The organism is Pseudomonas sp. NPDC086278, from assembly GCF_050280905.1.
Lineage (GTDB): Bacteria > Pseudomonadota > Gammaproteobacteria > Pseudomonadales > Pseudomonadaceae > Aquipseudomonas.
The window spans coordinates 45,524-70,108 of the sequence record NZ_JBNNWE010000022.1 but is presented as its reverse complement, the minus strand read 5'-3'; the positions used below and the strand labels follow the sequence as shown (position 1 = coordinate 70,108).

Sequence of the window (24,585 nt, the reverse complement as noted above, 5' to 3'; positions counted from 1 at the left end):
GTCCACGCCAGGGAATTTGGCGAATGGGAACACCGCCTCTTTCACGCTGTAGAAGTTCGGGATGATTTCCTTGGTGAAGCCAATTTCCTTCAGGGCCAAAAGGTCGTATCGTTGAAATCTACGGTCCTGAATCTTCCGGTAAAACCACGCTGACGCTGTCGGTGATCGCCCAGGCTCAAAAAGCCGGTGCGACCTGCGCATTCGTCGACGCCGAACACGCCCTCGACCCTGAGTACGCTGGCAAACTGGGCGTCAACGTCGATGACCTGCTGGTTTCCCAGCCGGATACCGGTGAACAAGCCCTGGAAATCACCGACATGCTGGTGCGTTCCAACGCGGTTGACGTGATCATCGTCGACTCCGTGGCGGCGCTGGTACCCAAGGCTGAAATCGAAGGCGAAATGGGCGACATGCACGTGGGCCTGCAAGCCCGTCTGATGTCCCAGGCGCTGCGTAAAATCACCGGTAACATCAAGAACGCCAACTGCCTGGTGATCTTCATCAACCAGATCCGCATGAAGATCGGCGTGATGTTCGGCAGCCCGGAAACCACCACCGGTGGTAACGCGCTGAAGTTCTACGCTTCGGTACGTCTGGACATCCGTCGCACTGGCGCGGTGAAAGAAGGTGATGAAGTCGTTGGTAGCGAAACCCGCGTTAAAGTCGTGAAGAACAAAGTGGCTTCGCCGTTCCGTCAGGCCGAGTTCCAGATTCTTTACGGCAAGGGTATCTACCTCAATGGCGAGATGATCGACCTGGGTGTGCTGCACGGTTTCGTCGAGAAGTCTGGTGCCTGGTATGCCTATGAAGGCACCAAGATCGGTCAGGGCAAGGCCAACTCGGCCAAGTTCCTGGCAGATAACCCGGACATCGCCGCGAAGCTCGAGAAGCAATTGCGCGACAAACTGCTGACTCCAGCGCCGGACGTGAAAGCATCGCCAGTCAAAGAGACTGCTGATGACCTGGCTGACGCTGATATCTGATTGATCCGATGACCGCCGTACTCGATACACTCGTCGCGGTGCGGCGAACCGCAATGGACCTGCTCGCACGACGCGAGCATGGTCGGGTCGAGCTGACGCGTAAACTGCGTCAGCGCGGCGCTCTCCCTGAAATGATCGACACAGCGCTCGACCGGCTGACGGAAGAGGGTTTACTGTCCGAATCTCGCTACCTCGAAAGCTTCGTCTCCTATCGTGCACGCTCTGGTTATGGCCCTCTGCGAATCCGTGAAGAGCTTAGCCAGCGTGGCCTGCAGCGCACTGATATTGAACTGGCGTTACGCGAGAGCGGTATCAATTGGCAGGAGCAACTGGAAGACACCTGGCGGCGCAAGTTTGCCGGGCATCTCCCGATAGATGTCCGGGAGCGTGCCAAGCAAGGCCGCTTCCTGAGTTATCGGGGGTATTCCATGGAGATGATCGGCCGCTTGTTCAGTGGCAGGGGAATGGACGATTGATAAAAAAACGGCCCGCTATTTCGATAGCGGGCCGTTTTTTTTGCCTTTTGGTTAGGTCACCTTGGACGGTTCACGTGATCGCTGCTGTGCCTGTGGCCTGGACTGAGCCCAGTTTTCCGGCAGGTTGATGTAGTCCACCAGTTCCCGCAGCCGCCCGTGATCACGGGCGTTGAAGTTGAAGGCCAGCCGCGCCAGATGGCTGAACTGCGCTTCGTCGTGTTCCTCACCGCTGTAGGCATGCTGATGGAAGTGATCGCTCAAACACAGATCGGCAAAGGCTTCCTGCATGTGTTCAAGCGCCCGTTCACTGAGCTTGTGGTTCATGCGAATCACGAACTGATGCTTGAGCCAGCGGCTGGAGTGGAAGTTGCTGTAAAACTGGTTGATCTGCTCCACCGCCTCCTCGGCGCTATAGACCAGGCTTACCAGTTTCATGTCGGTGGGCAGGATGTAGCGATTTTCCTCCAGTTGATGGTGGATGAAGTCCAGCGCGCCTTGCCAGAACTTGCCGCCCGGCGCATCGAGGAGCACCACCGGCACCAAGGGGCTTTTGCCGGTCTGGATCAGCGTCAGCACTTCCAGCGCTTCGTCCAGGGTGCCGAAACCACCTGGACACAGGACAAGCGCGTCGGCCTCTTTGACAAAGAACAACTTGCGGGTGAAGAAGAAGTGGAATGGCAGCAGGTTGGCGGTGCCATGAACGGTGGGATTGGCATGCTGCTCGAAGGGCAGGGTGATGTTGAATCCCAGGCTGTGATCCCGGCCAGCACCTTCGTGCGCCGCCGCCATGATGCCGCCGCCGGCACCGGTGATGACCATCAGGTCCGAGCGCGCCAGTGCGGCGCCGAGTTCTCGGGCCAATCCGTAAAGCGGGTGTTCGACAGGCGTTCGCGCCGAGCCAAAGACCGTGACTTTGCGTCGCCCCCTGAACTGCTCGAGCACGCGGAAGGCATGCTCCAGTTCTCGCAGCGCTTGAAGGGTGATCTTGGCATTCCAGCGGTTGTGATCTTCCTGGGCCATGCGCAGCACGGTCAGGATCATGTCGCGGTAAATCGGGATATTCGGGCTGTTGGGTGAAACAAGGTTGAGTTGCTCTTCGACCTTGCTGGTGAGGTCGTGGCCGCTTTCTTCAAAATGACGGCTCAGGAGGTCATTCGGTTGGTAAGGCATCAATTTCTCCTTCCATACAGACTCTGTTTTTCCCTTGATGAAGGAAACATTCGCACAATAAGACGCGTCACGGGCGGCCCCTTTCCGGCCCTGAAGAGTGAATGGGAACACTATTAATCTAGACCCCCGCAGAGGTTTGCGCTGGCTTGATCATTGCGCCGCAAAGTCTTTCCTGGCAACCGCTTATTGACCATTTGCAAGGTGATTTCACCGCTCGTCTGAACACAAGCCGAGTGTCCGGCGCTCTGATTTACTAAGTTACAGGCGTGACAAGACGACGGTGTGTCAAAGGCAGGACGCACGGTTACAGCAGTTCATGGATTTATCGTTCGAGAACGAGCGAGGTGCAAGGAGGCTGGGCTATGACAAGAGTGATTCTGGAAATCGATACGCAGTTGTATCGATTACTGAAGTCATCCGCCGAGACCCATCATTTGAGTCTCGAAGAGGAGTGCTGCCGGCGTCTGGAGGGCGCTGAGCGGCAATCACGTTACTTGCAGGCATTGCTGGCAGAACTGCGCGCCGAGGATGAACAGCGGCGCGCCAATTCAAGGTGATTACTTTTTCTTGGTGGGTGCAGCTTTCGGGCAATCTGATTCCTGATAGCTGGCGGAGCCGACGGAACGGTTGGTCTTCACCTCGGTGAAGTCGTAACGCATCACGGCGCCCTTGGCCATCAGTTTGCGGAACGATGGGTTATTGCACACCGAAGCGCCAAGCTGGAAATACACGGCTTTAGGGTCCGCACGCATCTTGTCGGCGTGGGTGCTTTGCACACTCAGGTGGTTGATCAGCGTGTTGCCCTCGACGGTGTAACCCTGATCAAGAATGTCTTCGTTGATCGCCCGTGGTGTGCCAGCACTGCTTTGTGCCGCGACGTTTCGCAGCTCTCTGTTGAGATTCTGCTCACTCAAGGAAGCAGCCTGAGCGCTGAAGGACGACGCCAGCAAAATGGCAGCGGTGGGAACGATAAGGCGCAGCATGAAACTCTCCTGGTTCAGTGACTGGTGGTTCGACCCGTCACATGACTGTGCGTTCAGTGGCGGCGAATTATAGGGGAGGCGGTCTGGACGGTACAGGCTTGCGCGGGCGGCTCTGATAAACTGCCGACACTTTCTGCCTGCCGAGTGTTTTCGTGTCAATTCCCGCGATGAGCCCTGAAACCCCCCAATTTGCTGAAAACGCCGTCGCGCGCCTGCGTGATCAGCGAGAGGAAGAGGGCATCAAGCCGATTCAGGCCCGTGGCTGGCGTGCCACCCGCTGCCGCGCTTGCCGTGTAATCGAGAGCCATTGCCTGTGCGCCTGGCGCCCCCAGGTGGAAGCGCGCTCCGGTGTGTGCCTGATCATGACCAACAAGGAAGTGTTCAAGCCGAGCAATACCGGTTGGCTTATCGCGGACGTGGTACCCGATAACCATGCGTTCATCTGGTCGCGTACCGAAACTGACCCACAATTGCTGGCGTTGCTCGCTGACCCGCAGTGGCAGCCGTACCTGGTATTCCCTGGCGAGTACGTCGAACCCGAGCGCGTGACCAACAGCATCGATATCAACAGCAGCAAGCGCCCGTTGTTCATTCTGCTGGACGCCACCTGGACCGAAGCCCGGAAGATTTTCCGCAAGAGCCCGTATTTTGATCGTTTGCCGATTTTGAGCCTGCTGCCTGAAAAACTTTCCCGCTATCGTCTGCGTCGCTCCACCCGCAGCGAGCATTTGTGCACCGCCGAAGTAGCCGCGCTGTGCCTCGATCTGGCGGGCGATACCGAGGCCGCTTCGGCGCTGGACGCCTATTTCGATGTGTTCAGCCAGCATTACCTCGACGCGAAACATCAACTGGACATGAACGTTGCAACACCGGCTCACGCCGAACTGTTGCCGTTTGTGCAGAACGGCGCCGCCGTGATGTGCTGATTGTCGCCCATACTGCAAAGAACTGTAGCGGCCACGCACCTTGACCACCCCGGATTCGCTGGGCATGCTGGGCGCCGATTGGGGCGCGGCCAACGTTTGATAAACCGTATTTTTTACGTCAATAGCCATGCAATTGGTGTTGAACGCGCCCTGTCGGTGCAGCCCCGTGGCTGCACCCGGAGTTTGAAAAACAGGATCATTAAAAAAATGGCCACATACGAAATCCTGATCGCCGATGACCATCCACTTTTTCGTAGCGCGCTGCATCAAGCCGTCACGCTGGGCCTGGGCCCGGATGTGCGTCTGGTGGAAGTGGCGAGCATTGCCGAGCTCGAAACCCGCTTGACCGAAAAGTCCGACTGGGACTTGGTGCTGCTGGACCTGAACATGCCGGGGGCTTACGGTTTTTCCGGGCTGGTGTTGTTGCGCGGTCAGTATCCGCAGATTCCGGTGGTGATGGTGTCGGCCCAGGAAGAAGCGTCGATCATGGTCAAGTCCCGTGAATTCGGGGCCAGCGGCTTCATTCCCAAGTCCAGCGACCTGAGCGTTATCCAGAAAGCGGTGCGTGCGGTGCTGGATGGCGATGTGTTCTGGCCGCCTCAGGCGTTTGAAGCGGTGAGTGTTTCCGCCGAGGCCAAAGCCGCCAGCGAAGGCCTGGCCAGCCTGACGCCGCAACAGTTTCGCGTGCTGACCATGGTCTGCGAGGGGCTGCTGAATAAGCAGATTGCCTACGAACTGAGCGTGTCCGAGGCGACTATCAAGGCTCATGTCACGGCGATTTTTCGTAAGCTGAACGTGCGGACCCGCACCCAGGCAGCGTTGCTCTTGCAACAACTTGAGTCAATTTCGAGCCACTGAGGGTTGGCATCTTCACGCTTTTTTGACTTTGGTTGATCTAGCTTTCCCACTCCTTTTTGGTCAGTTGCCCACTCTATGTCACCTTTCAAAGGCCAGACCGGCCTAAAACGTATCCTCAACGCTTCCGGCTACTCGCTGGACGGCCTGCGCGCGGCCTTCACTGGCGAAGCGGCTTTTCGGCAACTGGTGTTGCTCAACGTCATCCTGATTCCGATTTCGTTCTTTCTGAACGTCAGCCGTGTCGAGCAGGCGCTGTTGATTGCGGTCTGCCTGTTGGCCTTGATCGTCGAGTTGCTGAATTCGGCGGTGGAAGCGGCCATCGACCGCATCTCCCTTGAACTGCACCCACTGTCCAAGAACGCCAAGGACATGGGTAGCGCCGCGCAATTCGTGGCGTTGACCATGATCGCGCTGGTGTGGGCGGTGATTCTGCTTTAAGCGATGGAGGGCAGCACGATCTCGTCGCTGCGCTGCACCCCGGCGGTGAAAGCGCGGCACAGGTCGAGGAATTCGCGCATCGCCGACGTCTGATATTTCTGTTTGTGCCAGATGAAATAGAACTGCCGCGCGAGGTCCAGATCCGGCGTCTCCACCGGCACCAGGCTGCCACGGCGAAACGCATCACGCAGGGCCAGCCGCGAAATGCAGCCAATCCCCAGGCCTGATTCCACTGCGCGCTTGATCGCTTCGGTGTGTTCCAGCTCCAGGCGGATATTCAGCGTGCTGCGGTGGTGGCGCATGGCTTGGTCGAACGTCAGGCGCGTGCCCGAGCCCTGCTCGCGCAGAATCCATGCCTCGTGGGTCAGCTCTTCCATGGTCGCGCTGCCGCGTTTGGCCAAGGGATGCTGCGGCGCACAGAACACCACCAGCTCATCTTCGACCCAGCTCTGCACTTCGATGTCCGGGTGGCTGCAATCGCCTTCGATCAGACCCAGATCAATTTCGTAGTGGGCGACTTGTTGCACGATATTGGCGGTGTTTTGCACGTGCAGCTTCACCTGGCTTTCCGGGTGGCGCTGCATGAAGCTGCCGATCAGCAAGGTGGCGAGGTAATTGCCAATCGTGAGGGTGGCGCCGACCGCCAGCGAGCCGAAACCGGACTTGCCGTTGAGCAAGTCTTCGATTTCCTTGGCTTGATCGAGCAGCGCCACGGCCTGCGGCAGCAGCTGCTTGCCGAGGGCGTTGAGGCTCAGCCGTTTGCCGGCGCGGTCGAACAGCTGACAGCTGGACTGACGCTCTAGCTCGGTGATCGACGTGCTGGCCGCCGATTGCGAGAGATTGAGCAATCCCGCGGCACGGGACACGCTTTCCTGCTGGGCGACGGCGACGAATACTTGAAGTTGACGGAGAGTAAATCGCATATCTATATAACCGATAACCCTTATCTTAATAATCCATTTAACAGATATTGTCGCTGCCATTAGAATGCGATGCAATTGCGCACATCATAGGCGCAGGCAAAATCTCCAGGAGTCCCACGTACATGAGCAACATGAACCACGAGCGTGTCCTCAGTGTTCATCACTGGAACGACACTCTGTTCAGCTTCAAGTGCACCCGCGATCCGGGCTTGCGCTTCGAGAACGGTCAGTTCGTGATGATCGGCCTGCAACAGCCCAACGGCCGCCCGCTTATGCGCGCTTACTCGATTGCCAGCCCGAACTGGGAAGAGCATCTCGAGTTCTTCAGCATCAAGGTGCCAGATGGCCCGCTGACTTCCCAGTTGCAGCATCTGAAGGAAGGCGACGAGATCATCATCAGCAAGAAGCCTACGGGCACGCTGGTGCTGGATGACTTGAAGCCTGGCAAACATTTGTACCTGCTCAGCACCGGTACCGGTCTGGCGCCGTTCATGAGCGTCATCCAGGACCCGGAAACCTACGAGCGTTTCGAAAAAGTGATCCTGTGCCACGGCGTGCGCTACGTCAACGAAGTCGCTTACCGCGAATTCATCACCGAGCATTTGCCGCAGAACGAATTCTTCGGCGATGCACTGCGTGACAAGTTGATCTACTACCCGACCGTGACCCGCGAGCCGTTCGAGAACGAAGGTCGCTTGACCGACCTGATGCGCAGCGGCAAGCTGTTCAGCGACATCGGCCTGCCACCGATCAACCCGCAGGACGACCGCGCCATGCTGTGCGGCAGCCCGAGCATGCTCGACGAGACCAGCGAAGTGTTGAACAGCTTCGGCCTGAAAGTCTCGCCGCGGATGCGCGAGCCGGGTGACTACCTGATCGAGCGTGCGTTCGTCGAGAAGTAAACACGCTGGGCGGGAACCTGTGGGAGCGGGCTTTCTCGCGAAGACGAGGTGTCAGTCGACATCAATGCCGCCTGAATCACCGCTTTGCGAGTAAGTCCGCCGCCACATTGGTTATGCGGCGATCAAAAAAGCCCGTACGGCCTGAGAAGGCCGTGCGGGCTTTTTTGTTTCTGCTGTTCAGGCGTTCGCGGGGATGACTTCGAGCACGCGAATAACCCCGGCCTCGGGATAATGCCAGCGCACATCCAGATCCCAGAATTGCGCGCCGTATTGCCGTTCAGGCGCAGCCGTCTGGTACGCCGGGCGTGGGTCTTGCGCCAGGCATTGCTCGATCAGCGCAACCAACGGTTCTTCAAGGCGCTGAGCATGACCATGAGCCTGTTGCAGCGCTGAATCCGTCCACTGCACCGGAATCAACTGCGGCGCGGCGCTGGCGATGCGGTTGGACGCGGTGTCGATGATGTCGGCGTAAGGCACGTAGGGTTTGATGTCGAGGATCGGCGTGCCGTCGAGCAGGTCGATGCCGGAGATGAACAGCCGATTCGCCTCGACCTTGTCCAGCTTCACCACCGACTGGCCAATGCCGTTCGGCCGATGCGTCGCGCGGGTGGCGAACACGCCCATGGATTTGTTGCCACCCAGGCGCGGCGGACGGACTTTCAGGCGTGGCTTTTCCTCCAGGGCCTGATGGAACAGGAACAGCAGCCAGACGTGGCTGACCTGCTCCAGCCCCTGCACGGCATCGCCCTGATCGAACGGTGCCACCAGTTCCAGCACGCCGCGAGCGGCGGGGGCCAGTTGCGGTTGGCGCGGGATCGCGAACTTCTCCTTGAAGCAGGAGCGCACGAAGCCGATGGGGGAAACGCTGTAGGTCATGGTCTGGGGTCAGGGCGCGGTAAGAGGCGGGCATGATAACCCGATCGACCTGTATTCAGTTGTGCCGGTGCCGGTGCCGGTGCCGGTGCCTTCGCGAGCAAGCTCGCTGCCACAGGGAATTGCATTTCAACAGGTGGGAGCGAGCTGCTCGCGTAGGCCGCCCCGGCCCGTGCGGGGGCTCGGTGGCGGTTCAGGGCTGGTGGGCAATTACTGCGGGCGAACGCGCAGGGTCAGGCCTTTCAGGAAGTTGCGCAGCAGCTGGTCGCCGCAGGTGCGGTAGTTGGTGTGGCCGAACTTGCGGAACAGCGCGCTCAGCTCAGGCTTGGACACTGGGAACTCGGCGGCTTTGAGAATCGCGTGCATGTCGTCTTCTTTGAGTTCGAAGGCCACGCGCAATTTCTTGAGGATGATGTTGTTGGTCACTGGCACTTCAATTGGCTGCGGTGGACGGCTGTCGTCCTTGCCGCGCTTGAAGATCACCAGGCCATCAAGGAAGTGCGCCATGACTTCGTCCGGGCAGCGCACGAAGCCTTCTTCGTCTTCCTCTTTCTTGTCGAGGTACGTCAGCAGGTCTTCCATCGACACGTCCATGCCGCCGGTCTTGATGATCTCGATGACTTTCTTGTCGCTGATGTCGAGCATGTAGCGCACGCTGCGCAGTACGTCGTTATGAATCATGGTGTGCAATCCTGATATTCAGCAGTGGGCGCCGCATAAGCAGCGGCGCCGAAATGTAGGGCGGCGTGAAAAGTCTTAGAACTTCTCTTTGCCGGACAGGTAGCGCCATTGCCCCAGCGGCACTTTGCCGATGGACACGCCGCCGATGCGGATGCGGCGGATAGCAACGACCTTCAGGCCCACGGCCTGGCAGAACAAGGCAATCACGCCCGGTTGTGGGTTCTTCATGGCAAAACGCAGGCGGTTTTCGTTCTGCCAGCTGGCCTTGACCGCCGGCAGTTCCTTGCCCTTGTAGGTCAGGCCGTGATTCAGGCGGTTGAGGCCGTGAGCCACCATGTCGCCTTCAACCTCGACCACATACTCTTGCTCGATCTTGGCGGCGTCGGCGGTCAATTTGCGCAGGGTCTTCCAGTCCTGGGTGAATACCAGGAGACCGCTGGCGTTGGCCTGCAGGTCGGTGCTGGCGGTCAGGCGCAGGAAGTGGCCCTTGAGCGGACGTTTGCTGAAGCGGTGTTCTTCGCTCAACGTCTCGGCGCTGATGCTCGCCATCGCGGTGTCAGCGTCCATGCCCACGGGCACGTTGAACAGAATGGTCACCGGCTCCGGCGCGGTGGCCTTGGCTTCTGGGTCGAGTTCAACTTTCTGGTTCTCGACCTTGAACTGCGGCTCGTCGATGACCTCGCCGTCCACGGTAACCCAGCCGCCCTCGATGAACAGCTCAGCCTCCCGACGGGAACAGCCGACGAGTTCGATGAGGCGTTTGGAGAGACGAATCGGGTCAGTCATGACAGGGCCGTAACAAAAAGGGGGTGGGCATTGTACCTGCTGGGCGCGGGTTAATCGCGGGTCCATTTCAGTGTGGATGCTTTTTGTGGGAGCGGGCTTGCTCGCGAATGCGGTGGATCAGTCAAAACATCTGTTGAATGACCCACCGCCTTCGCGAGCAAGCCCGCTCCCACACTGTTCTTGTGTTAACCGTTGCGAGCCAGTTGCTGGTTCTGACGCATCCGCATATGCAGCAACGGATACGGCTGGCCCATGCCATCAACCTCCGAGCGACCAATCACCTCGAAGCCCTGTTTGAAGTAGAACCCCAGCGCCTGCGGGTTCTGCTCGTTGACGTCCAGTTCGTCGGCGTTCAAATGTTCCAGGGCATAGCGCAGCAACTGTTTCCCCAGCCCCTGGCCTCGGTGCGCCGGGTCGATAAAGAGCATTTCGATCTTGCCCGCCGCCACCCCGGCAAACCCGGTGATGCGCTGGCGCGAGTCTTTGGTGCAGATCAGCATCACGGCGTCGAGGTAGCGGGTCAGCACCAGATTTTTCAGCAGTTCGATGTAACTGTCCGGCAGAAAGTCGTGGGTGGCGCGCACCGAGGCTTCCCAGACTTGCGTGAGTTCCTGGTAATCAGCGTGTTTCGGGGTGTGGATGACCGAATGATGGCGCATGCCCGCCTGCCTCTTTTATCGGGATGATGAGAGTCCGTTCGTACCCAAAACGATAGACGTAAAAAAGCCCCGCATCTCGTCAAGAGAGCGGGGCTTTTCGTATTTTTTGCGTTTAGATCTGTTCGGCCCACAGGTCGTATTCGTCGGCGTCGGTCACTTTGCACCAGACTTTGTCGCCCGGCTTCAAGTTGCTGCCGTTGTCGATGAACACGTTACCGTCGATTTCCGGGGCATCGAAGAAGCAGCGGCCGACCGCGCCTTGCTCGTCGACTTCGTCCACCAGCACTTCGATTTCACGGCCGACGCGCAGTTGCAGGCGCGCCGAGCTGATGGCTTGCTGGTGCGCCATGAAGCGGTCCCAACGGTCCTGTTTGACGTCGTCCGGCACGATGGCCGCGTCCAGCAGGTTGGCCGGGGCACCTTCAACCGGCGAGTACTGGAAGCAGCCGACGCGGTCGAGTTGTGCTTCGGTCAGCCAGTCCAGCAGGTACTGGAAGTCTTCTTCGGTTTCGCCCGGGAAGCCGACGATGAAGGTCGAACGGATGATCAAGTCCGGGCAGATCACGCGCCAGTTCTTGATCCGCGCCAGGGTCTTGTCTTCGAACGCCGGGCGTTTCATGGCTTTCAGGACTTTCGGGCTGGCGTGCTGGAACGGGATGTCCAGGTACGGCAGGATTTTGCCGGCGGCCATCAACGGGATCAGCTCGTCGACGTGCGGGTACGGGTAAACGTAGTGCAAGCGCACCCAGACACCGAGGCTGCTCAGGGCTTCGCAGAGTTCGGTCATGCGGGTTTTCACCGGCGCGCCGTTCCAGAAACCGGTGCGGTATTTCACGTCGACGCCGTAGGCGCTGGTGTCTTGGGAGATCACCAACAGCTCTTTGACGCCGGCCTTGACCAGGCGCTGCGCCTCGTCGAGCACGTCGCCAACCGGACGGCTGACCAGTTTGCCGCGCATCGACGGGATGATGCAGAAGCTGCAGCTGTGGTTGCAGCCTTCGGAAATCTTCAGGTACGCGTAGTGGCGCGGGGTCAGCTTGACGCCTTGCGGCGGCACCAGGTCGATCAGCGGGTTGTGATCCTGGCGCGGCGGCACGGCGTCATGCACGGCGTTGACCACTTGCTCGTATTGCTGCGGACCGGTCACGGCCAGCACGCTCGGGTGCACCTTGCGAATGTTGCCTTCTTCGACGCCCATGCAGCCGGTCACGATGACCTTGCCGTTTTCCTTGATGGCTTCGCCGATCACTTCCAGCGATTCAGCCTTGGCCGAGTCGATGAAACCGCAGGTGTTGACCACCACGACGTCGGCGTCCTCGTAAGTGGACACGACGTCATAGCCTTCCATGCGCAGCTGGGTAAGGATGCGCTCGGAGTCGACCAGTGCTTTGGGGCAACCCAGGGATACGAAGCCAACCTTTGGATTGGCCGGCGCAGGAGTGGTGGACATGTCTAACCTCGGTATTTGTGACGCCTCCAGCCGAGAGCGGCAAGGCGACTGACGGGCACTTGGCGTGCCTCTGATCAAAAAGTGCGCAATTCTAGCGATCAGTCGAGCACTTGACCAGCTTTATGAGGGAAATGCGACGAGTGCTGCGCTATGCTTCGCGCCTTAACGCTTTACCGAATTTTTACAGTCAACAAAACGTCTGTAACCATAAGTAAAACAGCGCATGCTGCACGGCAAAGCATAGTGCTTCTTATAAGCAGTCCGGGTCTGGGTAGTAGGAGTTTTGGATGGGGCAGGCAAGTAGTCAGGCGGCGGACGCCGAGCGTTCGGCGGCAAAACCGATCGGCATGCTGGTCGCGGCGGTGGGGGTGGTTTATGGCGACATCGGTACAAGCCCGCTGTACACCCTTAAAGAAGTGTTCTCCGGTGGTTACGGCGTGCCGGTCAACCATGACGGCGTGTTGGGGATCCTGGCGCTGATCTTCTGGTCGCTGATCTGGGTCGTCTCGATCAAGTACATGATGTATGTCCTCCGCGCCGACAACCAGGGCGAAGGCGGGATCATGGCGTTGACCGCGCTGGCTCGACGGGCCGCCGCGGGGCATCCGAAGTTGCGAGGTTTTCTGGTGGTCTGCGGGTTGATCGGTGCGGCGCTGTTCTACGGCGACAGCATGATCACCCCGGCCATTTCCGTACTCTCGGCGATTGAAGGCCTCGGGCTGGCGTTCGAGGGCATCGACCACTGGGTCGTCCCGCTGTCGTTGATCGTGCTGGTGGCGCTGTTCCTGATTCAGAGCCACGGCACCGCGCGCATCGGCATTCTGTTCGGGCCGATCATGGTCACCTGGTTTGTAGTGCTGGGGGCGCTGGGCGTTTACGGCATCCTGCAACACCCCGAAGTGCTGCAAGCGATGAATCCGGTCTGGGGCGTGCGCTTTTTCATGATGCATCCGGGCATGGGCGTAGCGATCCTCGGTGCGGTGGTGCTGGCACTGACCGGTGCCGAAGCGCTGTACGCGGACATGGGGCACTTCGGCCGCAAACCGATTGCCCGGGCGTGGTTCATCCTCGTCCTGCCGGCGCTGGTGCTGAACTATTTCGGTCAGGGCGCGCTGCTGCTCGGTGATCCGGAAGCCGCGCGCAACCCGTTCTATCTGTTGGCGCCAAGTTGGGCGTTGATCCCGTTGGTCGGGCTGTCGACGCTGGCCACCGTCATTGCCTCGCAAGCGGTCATCTCCGGCGCATTCAGCCTGACCCGTCAGGCGATCCAGCTCGGTTACATCCCGCGCATGCGTATTCGACACACGTCCAGCGCCGAACAGGGGCAGATCTACATCGGCGCGGTGAACTGGTCGCTGATGGTCGGCGTGATCTTGCTGGTGTTGGGTTTCGAGTCTTCCGGCGCCCTGGCCTCGGCCTACGGTGTGGCGGTGACGGGCACGATGCTGATGACCACGATCCTGGTGTCGGCGGTGATGCTGCTGTTGTGGAAGTGGCCGCCAGTGTTCGCGGTGCCGCTGTTGCTCGGTTTCCTGCTGGTGGACGGTCTGTACTTCGCCGCCAACGTGCCGAAAATCGTCCAGGGCGGGGCCTTTCCGGTGATCGCCGGTATCGTGCTGTTCGTGCTGATGACTACCTGGAAACGCGGCAAGCAACTGCTGGTCGAGCGTCTCGACGAGGGTGGTTTGCCGCTGCCGATTTTTATCAGCAGTATCCGCGTGCAACCGCCGCATCGCGTGCAGGGCACCGCGGTGTTCCTGACCGCGCGCCCGGACGCCGTGCCCCACGCGCTGTTGCACAACCTGCTGCATAACCAGGTGCTGCACGAGCAAGTGGTGCTGCTGACCGTGGTGTACGAAGACATCCCGCGCGTACCGGCTTCCCGACGCTTCGAGGTCGACTCCTACGGCGAAGGCTTCTTCCGCGTGATCCTGCACTTCGGCTTCGTCGACGAGCCGGACGTGCCGCAAGCGCTGAAACTGTGCCACCTCGATGACCTGGACTTCAGCCCGATGCGCACCACCTACTTCCTCAGCCGCGAAACCGTCATCGCCTCCAAACTCGAAGGCATGGCCCGCTGGCGCGAGGCGCTGTTCGCGTTCATGTTGCAGAACGCCAACGGCAATTTGCGCTTCTTCAATCTGCCGCTGAACCGGGTGATTGAGCTGGGGACGCAAGTAGAGATGTAAGCCCGCTGAAAAAGCCCCCGTTACCGTTGAGGTAGCGGGGGCTTTTTTGTGTCTGATCAGATTGTCCCGGCGCAACGAATATCCCTGTGGGAGCGGGCTTGCTCGCGAATGCGGTGTGTCATTCAAGAATGATGTCGACTGACACGGCCTCTTCGCGAGCAAGCCCGCTCCCACAAGGGTTTCTATGGTGTTACTGGCGCTCAGGCTGCTCGGCTGCAGATTCAGTCTTTGTCCGTTCCGGTCGCGGCGTCAGCACCTTCACCACATCATCGATCACAGCCTTGCCCATGGCCGACAGGTAATGCGCGGCCCAGGCGTGGCGGTCGGTGTCTTTTGCGTAAGCGGCATCCTCGGCGAAGGATTTGGCCAGGAACAGCAGATCGGAGGCTTGTGACAATGCCTCAACGATGGGGGCGCCGGAGCGGACGTTGAACAACGCCTGATCGGAGCAGTAGATGAGCGGGGTGAAGCCGATGGTTTTCAGGTTTGAAAACGCGGATAAATCTGGTTTGGTCATGGTCGTTCTCCTGGTTTCGAGGAGCTGCCATTTTCGTTACCACACGAAAGGAGGCAGCTGTACGCAGGGTGGTAAACCGGGAACCAAGGAAACCGGCACGCCCGAGGGCGTCCCACGCACAGCCGCCACAACTGGAGATCGCAGACATGAAGCATGCCTGTGTCCGCTATGAAGCCTGTTGCGCTGGTTTCTCCGGGTTACCACACCCGGTCACTGCATTTGCAGCGACGTCCGGAGAGTATCCCGTCAAAGAAAAGCGCAACAAGGCATCAAAGTGCCCACACGCGAGATTCGGAGTTTGCCTACAAGGTCTGCGGGCGTCATCCGATATTGCGCCACGTTAAGTTAAACGAAACTAAATGCGGTGAAAGATTTTGATAAGTCGCGGGAGTTTTCGCGTTGTTGCAAATATCGAAAGGTCTTGACGGCTCAATATTCTCAATGAGACAAGTGTCCACGTTTTATGGAATGTGGACACTTGGAGTTTCTAGCTTCATGAAGAGTCAAGACATTTTGCTTTTGTTCAAGATGGCCAGCCTGCACGCTCAGGAAGAAAATCTCATTGGGAAAATGGAATCAGAGTCGAATTCGAACATGGTTGAGGAATTGTTGAAGCCTCAACAGATAAATCAAATGACGGCAGGGGGGCGAGTGGGTCAGCCGGTAGTCACCTACCCCGCCGATGGTGAAGAAGCCGTATTTCAGCGCCAGGCGTTCGACTCATCCTTGGGTGACGAGGAAGGTTGGGAAGGGTGGTCGGAGTCTGTACCTTCTGCGTCGCTGGGGAGCTGGAGTGAAGGCTACTCGTTGCGTGCGTTGTCGGCGTCTCTTGGTCTGAGCAAAAGCGAGATTTCAAACGCTATAGCCCGGTGTCGTGAGTCCGGATTGCTGACCAATGACTACGACACCGGGCTCCCGAAAGTTAATCGGCGAGAGCTGCTGAAAATCACCGAGCACGCTCTTAAATACTTTTTCCCAGTGAAGCCGGGCGCGATGGTTCGCGGGATTCCAACAGGCTTCGCTGCCCCCGCTCTGTCCAAAAGCATCAAGAGCGCTGGCGGGTTGATTCCGGTTTGGCCTGATGCACTCGGAACTGAGCGCGGCCAGGCGATAGAGCCGCTCTACAAGACGGTGCCGGAAGCAGTGAAGCGGGACAGGATCCTTTATCACTATCTTGCGCTTGCTGACGCGATCCGTCTTGGTGGCCCGCGAGAGTGTGGTGTGGCGATTAACATTCTAAAAGCAGGGATGGGGTTGAAATAAAATGTCATCAAACGCTGATCACAACTACGAGCTCATAGAGTTTGTTGCAGACGGTTTGGGGGCGGCGTTTCTTACCGAGGTTGCTTTTGTCGGTGGTTGTACGACAGCCATGCTGGTCACTGATGCTGCTGTGTTGGACGACATTCGTTTCACCGATGATGTTGACTTGGTCATCGAGCTGGCAGGCATTAGCGCCTGGCAACATCTCATAGAACGGCTGGCGGCAAAGAACTTCAAGATCACCGGAGAGGATGAAGTCAACTGTCGTTTCCGTTTCAACGACGTCGTTGTTGACGTGATGCCTTCTGACCCCGCAGTTCTCGGGTATGCAAACCGTTGGTTTGTGGAGGGGCTGGCGAGGTCCGATAAATTTACGTTACCCAGTGGGGCAGTCATCCAGATATTTAAACCGACCTACTTTCTTGCGACGAAACTAGAGGCTTTTAGTGGTCGCGGTGAGGGAGATCCTTACCACAAAGACGTCGAAGATATCCTCATCTTGATTGATGGTCGTACAGAGCTTTTAGAAGAAGTTCGTCAAGCTGAGCCTGAGCTTAAGAAGTTCATCACGACTGGAATACGAGAGCTCACGGTGCTCAACGGTATCGACTACGTGATTGAAAGCTCGGGCTCGGTGCAGGCCAATCCGGGTAGAGGCCGAATTATTCACATGCGCATGAAAGACCTCAGCAACGCATGAGATACATCACCAGATCAGTGATAGGTCGGACCAAGAAAGCCAATCATGACTCTGCTGGTGCTCTGTGCGTCGATGGCAGAGGGCTGTTCGTCATTACGGATGGCACGTCGAAGCCCGGCAGTGGCCAACTGGCTGAATGCTTCGTAAAAGGTGTTTTAGCGGCCTACCCGAAACACATGCATCGAGGGGGCGATATCACCGCGCACGAAGCAGTTGAGCGGCTGCTTTGTTCATTGCTGGCGGAGCTTCACCCCATTTTGTTTGCGGACCAGACAGGGACCACGTGTTACCTGATCGGTTTCGCTGCTCATGGGAAGCTCACGCTTGCGTATGAGGGGGACTGTTCGTGCGGTGTTGTGACACCGGCGGGCACAATCGAGTGGATTACGCCGCCCCACTGCAAGGCCAATTGGAGGCGCGACCGTTCTCACCGCGAGCTGGCGCAAGATCCTGCTCGAAACCGGGTAACCCGATGCCTGAAGGTTAATCGTGCCCCGGACGCTGACTTTGTATTTCACCCGTTGGCTGTTGGTGAGCGACTAGTGTTCGTAACCGATGGCTTCTGGGCGGAGTTGACGGAGTCGCAGCAAAGTCGTTTGTTGGCAGCACCGAACAGCGACTTTATTGCTGTTGAGGATGATGTAACGTGGATAGATGTTCAGCTTTAACCCTGTAAAACACAGATCACCGACATGAAGTCCGGCAAGCTGGAAGCGCTTAATGTTGGTATCTGTAAAAAAAAGCCCCCACAACCAAACGGCTGCGGGGGCTTTTTGTTACGTGTCGCTCAGATCATTCTTGAGCGGCGGCATCTGCCGGCGCGTCTTGCTTGGCCTGGCGCTTGACGATGATATCTACCAGGCGCTGGGCGAGGGCAGGGTAGTTCTCGTCGAAGTGGTGGCCGCCAGGCAGTTTCACGGCTTCGCCCACGGCGGTCTTGTCGGTGCAGCCGCTTTCGTCGAATTCTTCTTCGCCGTAGATGCACACCACTTTATCGACAGGCAGTTTGGCCATTTCCGGGCCGGTGGCGGCTTCTTTGCCGGCGTTGCCGAGCCAGCCTTCGACTTCGATTTCGAAGCTGCCGGTGCGGGCGAAGGCCAGCAGGATGATCGCGTCGACGCGCTGCTGTTCCGACTCGGCCAGGCGGTTGTAGATCGCCGGCAGTACGTCGGCGCCGAACGAGTAACCGGTCAGGATGAAGCGCTTGGTGCCCCATTTCTGGCGGTAGTGCTGCATCAGTTCGGCGAGGTCCAGGGCGCTTTGCTCCGGGCTCTTGTGCTGCCAGTAGTAGCGCAGGGTGTCGATGCCGACCACCGGGTAACCGATCTTGGCCATCTCGCCCGCCACGTCGCGGTCGAGGTCGCGCCAGCCGCCGTCACCGGAGAGGAACAGGGTGACAGTGTCCCTGGCTTGGCCGGCCGGCACTTCGACCACGGGGATTTGCAGACCGCCAGCGGCTTTGTCGCCGCCGACGAGGATCTTGCGCAATTCGTTGTTCAGCACTTGCGGCAGGTTGATGTCGTAGTCGCTGATGCTGGTTTCGGCATTGGGCTGGTCGCGCACGAAGCCTGCGCTGGCGTCGTCCGGGTTGTCGTTCCATGCCACCAGCCAGTGGCCGTGCGCGGCGCTTTTGGGCAGCAGGTGAGTGCAGCCACCTTTTTCCAGCGCGAGGTCGACGGACACAGCCTGGGCCTTGTCGTTTTTCTGCTCGGACAACCAGCGCCAGGCCAACACGGCACCGGGGCCGATGCCGCTGACCAGGGTCGCCGGGCCTTTCAGCTCGCGCAGGCCCGATTGCAGTGCACGGCTTTGCAGCAGGCATTCCTTGGGCAGAATCACTTGAACAATCTGCGCCGAACCGGAGCGGCTCAGTGTGATCAATTGTTGATCGCTGAGCTTCTGGTCGGCATTCACCGCCACCAGCACCTGAGCCTTCGGCGTGGTGCCGGGAATCACGCGGGTCATGGCGATGCCATCGGCGGGCGTCAGCGTTTCGAGGGTCGGTGCCGGTGCCGGGCGTTTGAGGTACCAGTAACCGCCACCGAGAATCAGGGCCAGCACTACCAGAGTGGCCAGTACGTACCGCAAGGAGCGTTGAATCATCAGCGTTTCACCAATCCGGTCAAGCCGCCCGCAATCAGGGCAGCAGTATCGGCCAGGGCAACCAGCGGATCGAGTCCGGCGGGCACGGCCATATAACGGGGTTCCCAGTCAGGCTGGAATTTGTCTTTGAAGCGGCGCAAGCCTTGGAAGTTGTAGAGCTGCTCACCACGGCGGAACACCATCGAGCCCAGGCGCTGGGTCAGCGGTGCGCCACGACGGGGTTGCAACCCCGACAACGGCACCATGCCCAGGCTGAATCGTGCGTATCCATGATTTTTATAATGTTGAATCAGGCCGACCATCATGAACTCCATGGTCAGCTTGGGGGCGTCCGGGTGCGCGCGCATCAGGTCGAGGCTGGCCAGGTCGTGGCTGTAAGTCTCGAGCAAGTTGGCGAAGGCCACCGGGCGCCCTTCGAAACGAATCACCGCCACGCGGAAGTGTTTGAGGTATTCATCACTGAAGCGGCCGAGGGAGAAGCCTTTCTCGCGCACGTTCTTGCCGGTCAGCCAGGCATCGGAAATCACCTTCAGCTCGTCCATCGGCGCTTGCCCGGGTTCGTGGATCTCCAGCGACAGGCCATCGCGGGTGCCACGGTTCCAGGTGTAGCGCAGGTCTTTCATCTCTTTGCCCTTGGCCTCGAGATCAAAGCGCTGCAGATCGACCCGGGCTTCTTCGCCGAGCTTGATCGCGGTCAGGCCGATGTCCATGTAGTACGGCAGGTTTTCGGCGCGCACTTGATAGAACACGGGACGGGCGTGGTGAATGTCGCAGAGGTCGCGGAACTGCCAGATCATCTCGGCCCGTTGCTGGGTCGGGCCGATCGGGTCATACAGCGCCACCAGGCTGCGCCCACGGCGGGCGTACATCAGAAACGCCTCGTCGTTGGGGTGAAACAGCAACGCCTTGTCACCGGTCAATGCCAGGCCGCCATCCGGTTGGGAGGAGGCCATCAGAATCTTCGCGGCGCGATCCAGTTCATCGGGCGTCGGCAGATGAATGATCGGCCGCGCGGTGCGCAGCAGCCAGGTCAGGGACACCACGACCAGCAACACCGCAGCGCCGAGCAGCGAGCGCAAACCGCGCGGCGCATCGGCGTCGAGGGTGAACTGCCACCAGAGTTGATGGCTGTACGGGACGTCCTGGTAGGCGAATAACAGCAGCCAGATCGACGCGCCGAGTACGCACAGGCTCGCCACCAGGTACAGCGGCGAGAACGGCAACTCGGTCAGACGGCTGGCGCGATAAAACGAGCGCCGGAAAACCCCCAGCAGGCTCGCGGTGAGGGTCATCAGGCTTGCTTCTTCCCAGTCGAAACCTTTCAGCAGCGAGAGTACGGCGCCGACCAGCAACAAAATCGTGGTCAGCATCCAGGCGGCCGACAAGCGCCGGCGCAGCCCTTGCGCCAGCAGCAAGCAGAGCACGCCGACCAGGCTGGCGCCGAAGTGCGAAGCGTCGACCAAGCGGTGCGGAATCAGAAAGCCGATGTGTTCCAGGCGCGTGTCGATTTCCGGGGTCACGCCGGAGAACAGCAACACCACGCCGGAAAGAAACACCAGCACCGCCAGAATCGGCGCAGCCAGGCCAGAGGCGGCGCGCAAGGACTGACGTGTCTGAAACAGCCGCTGGCCTTCGTTGATCAGCAAGAACAGGCAAGCCACCAACAACGGCAACACGACATAGATCAGGCGATAAAGCAGCAGCGCAGCCGCCAGTGGCGCCGCACCGAGCGTGTCGGCGAACGCGGCCAGCAGAATCGCTTCGAACACCCCGACACCGCCGGGCACATGGCTGAGAACACCGGCCGCCAATGCCAGCAGATACACCAGCAGGAACGCGCCAAACGGCGGGGCTTCAGGCAATAGCAGATAAAGCACGGTCGCCGCCGCCGCCACGTCCAGCGCGGTGATGATCAGTTGCAGGAAGGTCAGCCGGCGGCCCGGCAAGCGCAGCGTGCGACGTCCGACCTTGACCAGCAAATTATCCTTGTAAGGCTGTTCCGGCAGGCGACGGCGATAGATACCGATGGCCACGACGCTGAACAGCAGCAACACCGCGGCGGCAATCACGCCCAGCAACACTTCGGACAGACCCAGGGCGCTGGAGGCGGCAGGAAGGTTGCTGAGGGTCGCCAGGGCGGCCAATGGCGGAAGCGCGCAGCCAAGCGACAGGCTGGCGAACAACGTCATGTGTGCGACTTCAGAAGCCCCAAGTCCATGACGCGCATATAAACGGTAGCGAACCGACCCTCCCGAGAGCATCGACAGACCGATGGCATTGCCGATGGCAAATGCCGTGAACCCGCCCAGCGCCAGGGTGCGCGGCGCCAGTGTCACGCCGGCATAGCGGCTGGCCGACCACTCGTAGCCCAGCAGAATGATGAAGCCGACCACGGTCGCGCCCAAGGCGCCGAGCAAGGCCGGTCTCGGGACGTCGAGAATGGAGTCGTGCAGCGCGTAAAGATCGAGTTCGCTCAGCAGGTGACGACAGGCAATCAGCGCAATAGCGAACAGCAGCAGAGTGACCGCAAGCCCGATGGGCTGACGGTATTTGCTGATCAGATCAAGCAGGCGCAAGCGCTCGGCCTTGAGCGGTTGCGTCGCTGTGACGGTGTCTTGTGAATCAGACGAGTTGGCGCGCATCAATCACCTCTTGGATTGTGCGCGACAGGATGGAGGTATCGAGCCAAGTTACCAATCCCTGTAGAAAAAAATAATCACAAATATTAACGCCTCTCACCGGGTAAGGGCGATGGCATGTCTTGCGTCGTGGCGGGTTCTGTCTGCGACTCAGCATAGTCTGATCTCAGAAAATGGGTGATCCCGAACGACTCGCTACACAGTGACAGGTCATTGTTGCGAAAGGACTTTTTCAACAGATACAAAAAAGGCCACTCTTTCGAGCAGCCTTTTCTGATGTTTGGTTGCGGGAGCCGGATTTGAACCGACGACCTTCGGGTTATGAGCCCGACGAGCTACCAGACTGCTCCATCCCGCGTCTGTGTGGCGGCATTCTATAGAGATACGCTTGGGTGTCAACCGTTAATCCTGAGATAGGTCAAATAAGCGTAAATGAGCGTCGAACGGTCACGGGGGAGGGTTAAGTTTCGGAATCCGAACGATTTCTCCTTTCGAGCAAAAACCGACGCGCACAAAAAAGGCCACTCTTTCGAGTAGCCTTTTTTGATGTTTGGTTGCGGGAGCCGGATTTGAACCGACGACCTTCGGGTTATGAGCCCGACGAGCTACCAGACTGCTCCATCCCGCGTCTGTGTGTCGGCATTCTACAGAGGATCGCCGGGCTGTCAACCTTCAATCCGGATAAAACCTGTTCTGCTTCAATCGCTTAGCGGGTAATGGCGGCGTCTGGACCGGCTGCAACGCAGGCGCGGCAAGGGTTGTAGCTCTATCGAGAGGCGGCTTTCGATTGAAAATATAAATTCATCTAGTACCTTTCCTACGGCCGGGAAAGAAGATTCAGACTACTGGTGCTATATACAGGTGTCAGTGAGATACTGCCGATCCGACGCGCCGACACTCCTTTTCTTCGCCATGAACACCGCTTTTATATGACTCAGCGAAAAATCATCCACGTCGATTGCGACTGTTTCTACGCCGCCATCGAGATGCGTGACGACCCGCGCCTCGCCGGCAAGCCGCTGGCGGTGGGCGGGTCGGCGGATCGGCGTGGGGTGATCGCCACCTGTAACTATGAGGCGCGCGCGTATGGCGTGCGCTCGGCGATGTCGTCCGGGCATGCCTTGAAACTCTGTCCTGACTTGACCATCGTCAAGCCGCGCATGGACGCCTATCGAGAAGCGTCGAAGGAAATTCACACGATCTTTCGCGATTACACCGACATGATCGAGCCGCTGTCGCTTGATGAGGCCTACCTCGACGTGTCGGACAGTGCGCATTTCGGCGGCAGCGCCACGCGAATCGCCCAGGACATTCGCCGGCGTGTCTCTAATCAATTGCACATCACGGTTTCCGCCGGCGTGGCGCCGAACAAGTTTCTGGCAAAAATCGCCAGCGACTGGAAGAAGCCCAATGGGTTGTTCGTCATTACCCCGGATCAGGTCGAGGATTTCGTCAGCGGTTTGCCCGTGAGCAAGCTGCACGGCGTCGGCAAAGTCACCGCCGACAAGCTGGGGCGGCTCGGCATCGTCGATTGCTCGCAGTTACGCGAGTGGGACAAGTTGGCGCTGGTGCGCGAATTCGGCAGTTTCGGCGAGCGACTCTGGAGCCTCGCGCGTGGGATCGATGAGCGTTTGGTGCATAACGACAGCCGGCGTCAGTCGATCAGTGTCGAAAATACCTACGACGTGGACTTGCCAGATCTGCTGAGCTGCCTGAATAAATTACCCGAGTTGCTGGACACCCTGGCGGGCCGCATGGCGCGGATCGACAGCAGCTATCGGCCGGGCAAACCATTCGTGAAAGTGAAATTCCATGACTTTACCCAGACCACACTTGAGCAGGCCGGGGCAGGGCGGGACTTGGGAAGTTATCAGTTGTTGCTGACCCAGGCGTTCAATCGCGGCGGCAAACCGGTGCGATTGTTGGGGGTTGGGGTCAGGCTGGAGGATTTGCGGGGCGGGTTTGAGCAGATGGAGTTGTTTGAGCGCTAGATGTGTGGTGAATCCAAAGGTCTATTCGCGAGCAAGCCCGCTCCCACCGTTGACCGCGTTCGTCTTATTGACGTGGTCGCTGTGGGAGCGGGCTTGCTCGCGAAGCTTTAGCTTTTAATTCGGGTTTGGATCCGCCACCAATCGTCCGCCATCCCGCGTCAATGATCTGAGAAATTCGGTCTGTAACTCCGGATCGTTGCGAGTCAGTTCAATCAAACTCTGCTCCAGCTCGCTGGCTTCTTCTTCCAGACCCAGTTCCGATAGACGCTTGACCCGGTGTACCCACTGGCTCACTTCGTCGTCTTCGAGGTCGTCGTAAATCAGCCCGTGGGCTTCGAGCAATTTGCCACGCAAGCCGCTGCTGACCGCCAGGGACGAGTCGGTGTGCACATCGTCCTGCGCATCTTCGACGCTGATCAGCAGGCGGGTCAGATGATTGATGTCATGTTCGGCGAACGGACTGTCCAACAGGTTCAAGCGCAGCACACCGTTCTTATCGGTGGTCAGATCGAACGTTTCCTTGCCCGCCTTGACCTGAACCGGGCGCTCGCTCCATGGCAGGCTCGAATATTCGGTGCGCTTGTCGAGTTGCACCTCATCGATGCCAGCGAGGTTTTGTTGCGCACGGCCGTGGGATTGCACGTTCATGAACGGGTTAACCCCGGCGAAACCGTAGCTCAGCCAATCCTTGGTCACGCTGTCCGGCAAGTTGCCGAGGGTAAACACGTTGACCACGTTCGCGCCGACACCGGCCACGATGGCCACCATCCCCAGCGGGATCTCATAGACCTCGCGCCAGGGTTGGTAAGGCGTGTAGCGATCGTAGTGGCGCGTGACCTCGAACTCGGTGACTTCGAACGTCTTCTGCTCGTGGATCTTCACCCGGCGTTGCGGCAGCTCCAGCTCCTTGGGCTCACCGACATCGATCTGCAGGCTGTGATCGAGCAATTTGCGCTCGACACGTTCCTCGTGCTCGCTGCGTTGTGACATTTGATTGGCACAGCCGCTGACCAGCAGGGTGCCGCACAGGGCGGCACCACCGAGGCCTAAGGTGTTTCGCTTGAACATGACTTCT

At 59.0% G+C, this 24,585-nt stretch carries 23 protein-coding genes, 2 tRNA genes and 2 pseudogenes; 12 read left to right on the top strand and 15 right to left on the bottom strand.

The window, feature by feature from the left end; all coding sequences use genetic code 11:
* Positions 1-93 (bottom strand): annotated as a pseudogene (locus ACQKP4_RS09640) (hypothetical protein); the annotation flags it as partial.
* A gap of 2 nt (positions 94-95) precedes the next feature.
* On the opposite strand from ACQKP4_RS09640, the pseudogene recA reads away from it, so the two are divergent.
* Both recA and recX read left to right on the top strand, forming a co-directional pair.
* Positions 96-983, top strand: a pseudogene (recA, locus tag ACQKP4_RS09635) (recombinase RecA); the annotation flags it as partial.
* Between the two features lie 8 nt (positions 984-991).
* Positions 992-1,459 (top strand): recombination regulator RecX, encoded by a 468-nt coding sequence (gene recX, locus ACQKP4_RS09630; RefSeq protein ID WP_427632539.1) that lies wholly within the window; start codon positions 992-994, stop codon positions 1,457-1,459.
* A 51-nt stretch (positions 1,460-1,510) separates the two neighbouring features.
* Here the strand turns inward: recX and ACQKP4_RS09625 are convergent, their stop codons facing one another.
* The gene (locus ACQKP4_RS09625) at positions 1,511-2,629 is read right to left on the bottom strand and encodes a TIGR00730 family Rossman fold protein (RefSeq protein ID WP_427632537.1); all 1,119 of its coding nucleotides are present in this window, start codon (positions 2,627-2,629) and stop codon (positions 1,511-1,513) included.
* Between the two features lie 362 nt (positions 2,630-2,991).
* On the opposite strand from ACQKP4_RS09625, the gene ACQKP4_RS09620 reads away from it, so the two are divergent.
* Complete coding sequence (locus ACQKP4_RS09620) at positions 2,992-3,186, top strand: hypothetical protein (protein ID WP_427632535.1); 195 nt, start codon at positions 2,992-2,994, stop codon at positions 3,184-3,186.
* Here ACQKP4_RS09620 and ACQKP4_RS09615 read toward each other — a convergent pair whose 3' ends face one another.
* Complete coding sequence (locus ACQKP4_RS09615; protein ID WP_427632533.1) at positions 3,187-3,612, bottom strand: PA3611 family quorum-sensing-regulated virulence factor; 426 nt, start codon at positions 3,610-3,612, stop codon at positions 3,187-3,189.
* 167 nt (positions 3,613-3,779) lie between these two features.
* On the opposite strand from ACQKP4_RS09615, the gene ACQKP4_RS09610 reads away from it, so the two are divergent.
* The 3 genes from ACQKP4_RS09610 (at position 3,780) to ACQKP4_RS09600 (ending at position 5,834) form a co-directional block, all read left to right on the top strand.
* Positions 3,780-4,538 (top strand): tRNA-uridine aminocarboxypropyltransferase, encoded by a 759-nt coding sequence (locus ACQKP4_RS09610; protein WP_427632547.1) that lies wholly within the window; start codon positions 3,780-3,782, stop codon positions 4,536-4,538.
* A gap of 207 nt (positions 4,539-4,745) precedes the next feature.
* Positions 4,746-5,396, top strand: coding sequence for a response regulator transcription factor ErdR (gene erdR, locus ACQKP4_RS09605; protein WP_427632531.1), 651 nt, complete (start codon positions 4,746-4,748; stop codon positions 5,394-5,396).
* 75 nt (positions 5,397-5,471) lie between these two features.
* On the top strand, positions 5,472-5,834 hold the full coding sequence (locus ACQKP4_RS09600) for a diacylglycerol kinase (protein ID WP_007947182.1): 363 nt from the start codon (positions 5,472-5,474) through the stop codon (positions 5,832-5,834).
* Here the strand turns inward: ACQKP4_RS09600 and ACQKP4_RS09595 are convergent.
* Positions 5,831-6,757 carry a LysR family transcriptional regulator gene (locus tag ACQKP4_RS09595; RefSeq protein ID WP_427632529.1) on the bottom strand — a complete coding sequence of 309 codons (927 nt, stop codon included), beginning with the start codon at positions 6,755-6,757 and terminating at the stop codon, positions 5,831-5,833. The genes ACQKP4_RS09600 and ACQKP4_RS09595 overlap by 4 nt on opposite strands.
* Before the next feature lie 122 nt (positions 6,758-6,879).
* Between ACQKP4_RS09595 and fpr the strand changes: the two genes are divergently transcribed.
* Complete coding sequence (gene fpr / locus ACQKP4_RS09590; protein ID WP_008054100.1) at positions 6,880-7,659, top strand: ferredoxin-NADP reductase; 780 nt, start codon at positions 6,880-6,882, stop codon at positions 7,657-7,659.
* 177 nt (positions 7,660-7,836) lie between these two features.
* On the opposite strand, the gene tsaA is transcribed toward fpr, so the two are convergent.
* The 5 genes from tsaA to rimO form a co-directional block, all read right to left on the bottom strand.
* Complete coding sequence (gene tsaA / locus ACQKP4_RS09585; RefSeq protein ID WP_427632527.1) at positions 7,837-8,535, bottom strand: tRNA (N6-threonylcarbamoyladenosine(37)-N6)-methyltransferase TrmO; 699 nt, start codon at positions 8,533-8,535, stop codon at positions 7,837-7,839.
* A 207-nt stretch (positions 8,536-8,742) separates the two neighbouring features.
* Positions 8,743-9,213, bottom strand: coding sequence for a DUF1456 family protein (locus ACQKP4_RS09580; protein WP_427632525.1), 471 nt, complete (start codon positions 9,211-9,213; stop codon positions 8,743-8,745).
* A gap of 75 nt (positions 9,214-9,288) precedes the next feature.
* Positions 9,289-9,999 (bottom strand): rRNA pseudouridine synthase, encoded by a 711-nt coding sequence (locus tag ACQKP4_RS09575; protein ID WP_427632523.1) that lies wholly within the window; start codon positions 9,997-9,999, stop codon positions 9,289-9,291.
* A gap of 185 nt (positions 10,000-10,184) precedes the next feature.
* A complete protein-coding gene (locus ACQKP4_RS09570; protein ID WP_427632521.1) occupies positions 10,185-10,658 on the bottom strand; it encodes an acetyltransferase in 474 nt (157 codons plus the stop codon).
* Between the two features lie 112 nt (positions 10,659-10,770).
* Positions 10,771-12,108, bottom strand: a complete 1,338-nt coding sequence (gene rimO / locus ACQKP4_RS09565) for a 30S ribosomal protein S12 methylthiotransferase RimO (RefSeq protein WP_427632519.1) — start codon at positions 12,106-12,108, stop codon at positions 10,771-10,773.
* A 287-nt stretch (positions 12,109-12,395) separates the two neighbouring features.
* On the opposite strand from rimO, the gene ACQKP4_RS09560 reads away from it, so the two are divergent.
* Complete coding sequence (locus tag ACQKP4_RS09560) at positions 12,396-14,297, top strand: potassium transporter Kup (RefSeq protein WP_427632517.1); 1,902 nt, start codon at positions 12,396-12,398, stop codon at positions 14,295-14,297.
* Between the two features lie 190 nt (positions 14,298-14,487).
* On the opposite strand, the gene ACQKP4_RS09555 is transcribed toward ACQKP4_RS09560, so the two are convergent.
* Complete coding sequence (locus ACQKP4_RS09555) at positions 14,488-14,814, bottom strand: DUF3077 domain-containing protein (protein WP_427632515.1); 327 nt, start codon at positions 14,812-14,814, stop codon at positions 14,488-14,490.
* 495 nt (positions 14,815-15,309) lie between these two features.
* On the opposite strand from ACQKP4_RS09555, the gene ACQKP4_RS09550 reads away from it, so the two are divergent.
* Genes ACQKP4_RS09550 through ACQKP4_RS09540 form a run of 3 tightly spaced genes read left to right on the top strand, consistent with a single transcriptional unit; the run spans position 15,310 to position 17,445 of the window.
* Positions 15,310-16,077 carry a MarR family transcriptional regulator gene (locus ACQKP4_RS09550; protein ID WP_427632514.1) on the top strand — a complete coding sequence of 256 codons (768 nt, stop codon included), beginning with the start codon at positions 15,310-15,312 and terminating at the stop codon, positions 16,075-16,077.
* Between the two features lies 1 nt (position 16,078).
* Positions 16,079-16,777, top strand: a complete 699-nt coding sequence (locus ACQKP4_RS09545; protein WP_427632512.1) for a hypothetical protein — start codon at positions 16,079-16,081, stop codon at positions 16,775-16,777.
* Positions 16,774-17,445 (top strand): PP2C family protein-serine/threonine phosphatase, encoded by a 672-nt coding sequence (locus ACQKP4_RS09540; protein WP_427632510.1) that lies wholly within the window; start codon positions 16,774-16,776, stop codon positions 17,443-17,445. The genes ACQKP4_RS09545 and ACQKP4_RS09540 overlap by 4 nt, the downstream gene beginning before the upstream one ends.
* Before the next feature lie 124 nt (positions 17,446-17,569).
* On the opposite strand, the gene ACQKP4_RS09535 is transcribed toward ACQKP4_RS09540, so the two are convergent.
* From ACQKP4_RS09535 to ACQKP4_RS09520, 4 genes are all read right to left on the bottom strand, one after another.
* A complete protein-coding gene (locus tag ACQKP4_RS09535; RefSeq protein ID WP_427632508.1) occupies positions 17,570-18,880 on the bottom strand; it encodes an AcvB/VirJ family lysyl-phosphatidylglycerol hydrolase in 1,311 nt (436 codons plus the stop codon).
* Positions 18,880-21,522 (bottom strand): bifunctional lysylphosphatidylglycerol flippase/synthetase MprF, encoded by a 2,643-nt coding sequence (mprF, locus tag ACQKP4_RS09530; protein WP_427632506.1) that lies wholly within the window; start codon positions 21,520-21,522, stop codon positions 18,880-18,882. The genes ACQKP4_RS09535 and mprF overlap by 1 nt, the downstream gene beginning before the upstream one ends.
* Before the next feature lie 278 nt (positions 21,523-21,800).
* A tRNA-Met gene (locus ACQKP4_RS09525) sits at positions 21,801-21,877 on the bottom strand.
* 193 nt (positions 21,878-22,070) lie between these two features.
* Positions 22,071-22,147 (bottom strand) — tRNA-Met (locus tag ACQKP4_RS09520).
* 301 nt (positions 22,148-22,448) lie between these two features.
* On the opposite strand from ACQKP4_RS09520, the gene dinB reads away from it, so the two are divergent.
* Positions 22,449-23,510, top strand: coding sequence for a DNA polymerase IV (gene dinB / locus ACQKP4_RS09515; RefSeq protein ID WP_427632504.1), 1,062 nt, complete (start codon positions 22,449-22,451; stop codon positions 23,508-23,510).
* 114 nt (positions 23,511-23,624) lie between these two features.
* Here the strand turns inward: dinB and ACQKP4_RS09510 are convergent, their stop codons facing one another.
* Positions 23,625-24,578 (bottom strand): hypothetical protein, encoded by a 954-nt coding sequence (locus ACQKP4_RS09510; RefSeq protein WP_427632502.1) that lies wholly within the window; start codon positions 24,576-24,578, stop codon positions 23,625-23,627.
* Positions 24,579-24,585: the final 7 nt, after the last annotated feature.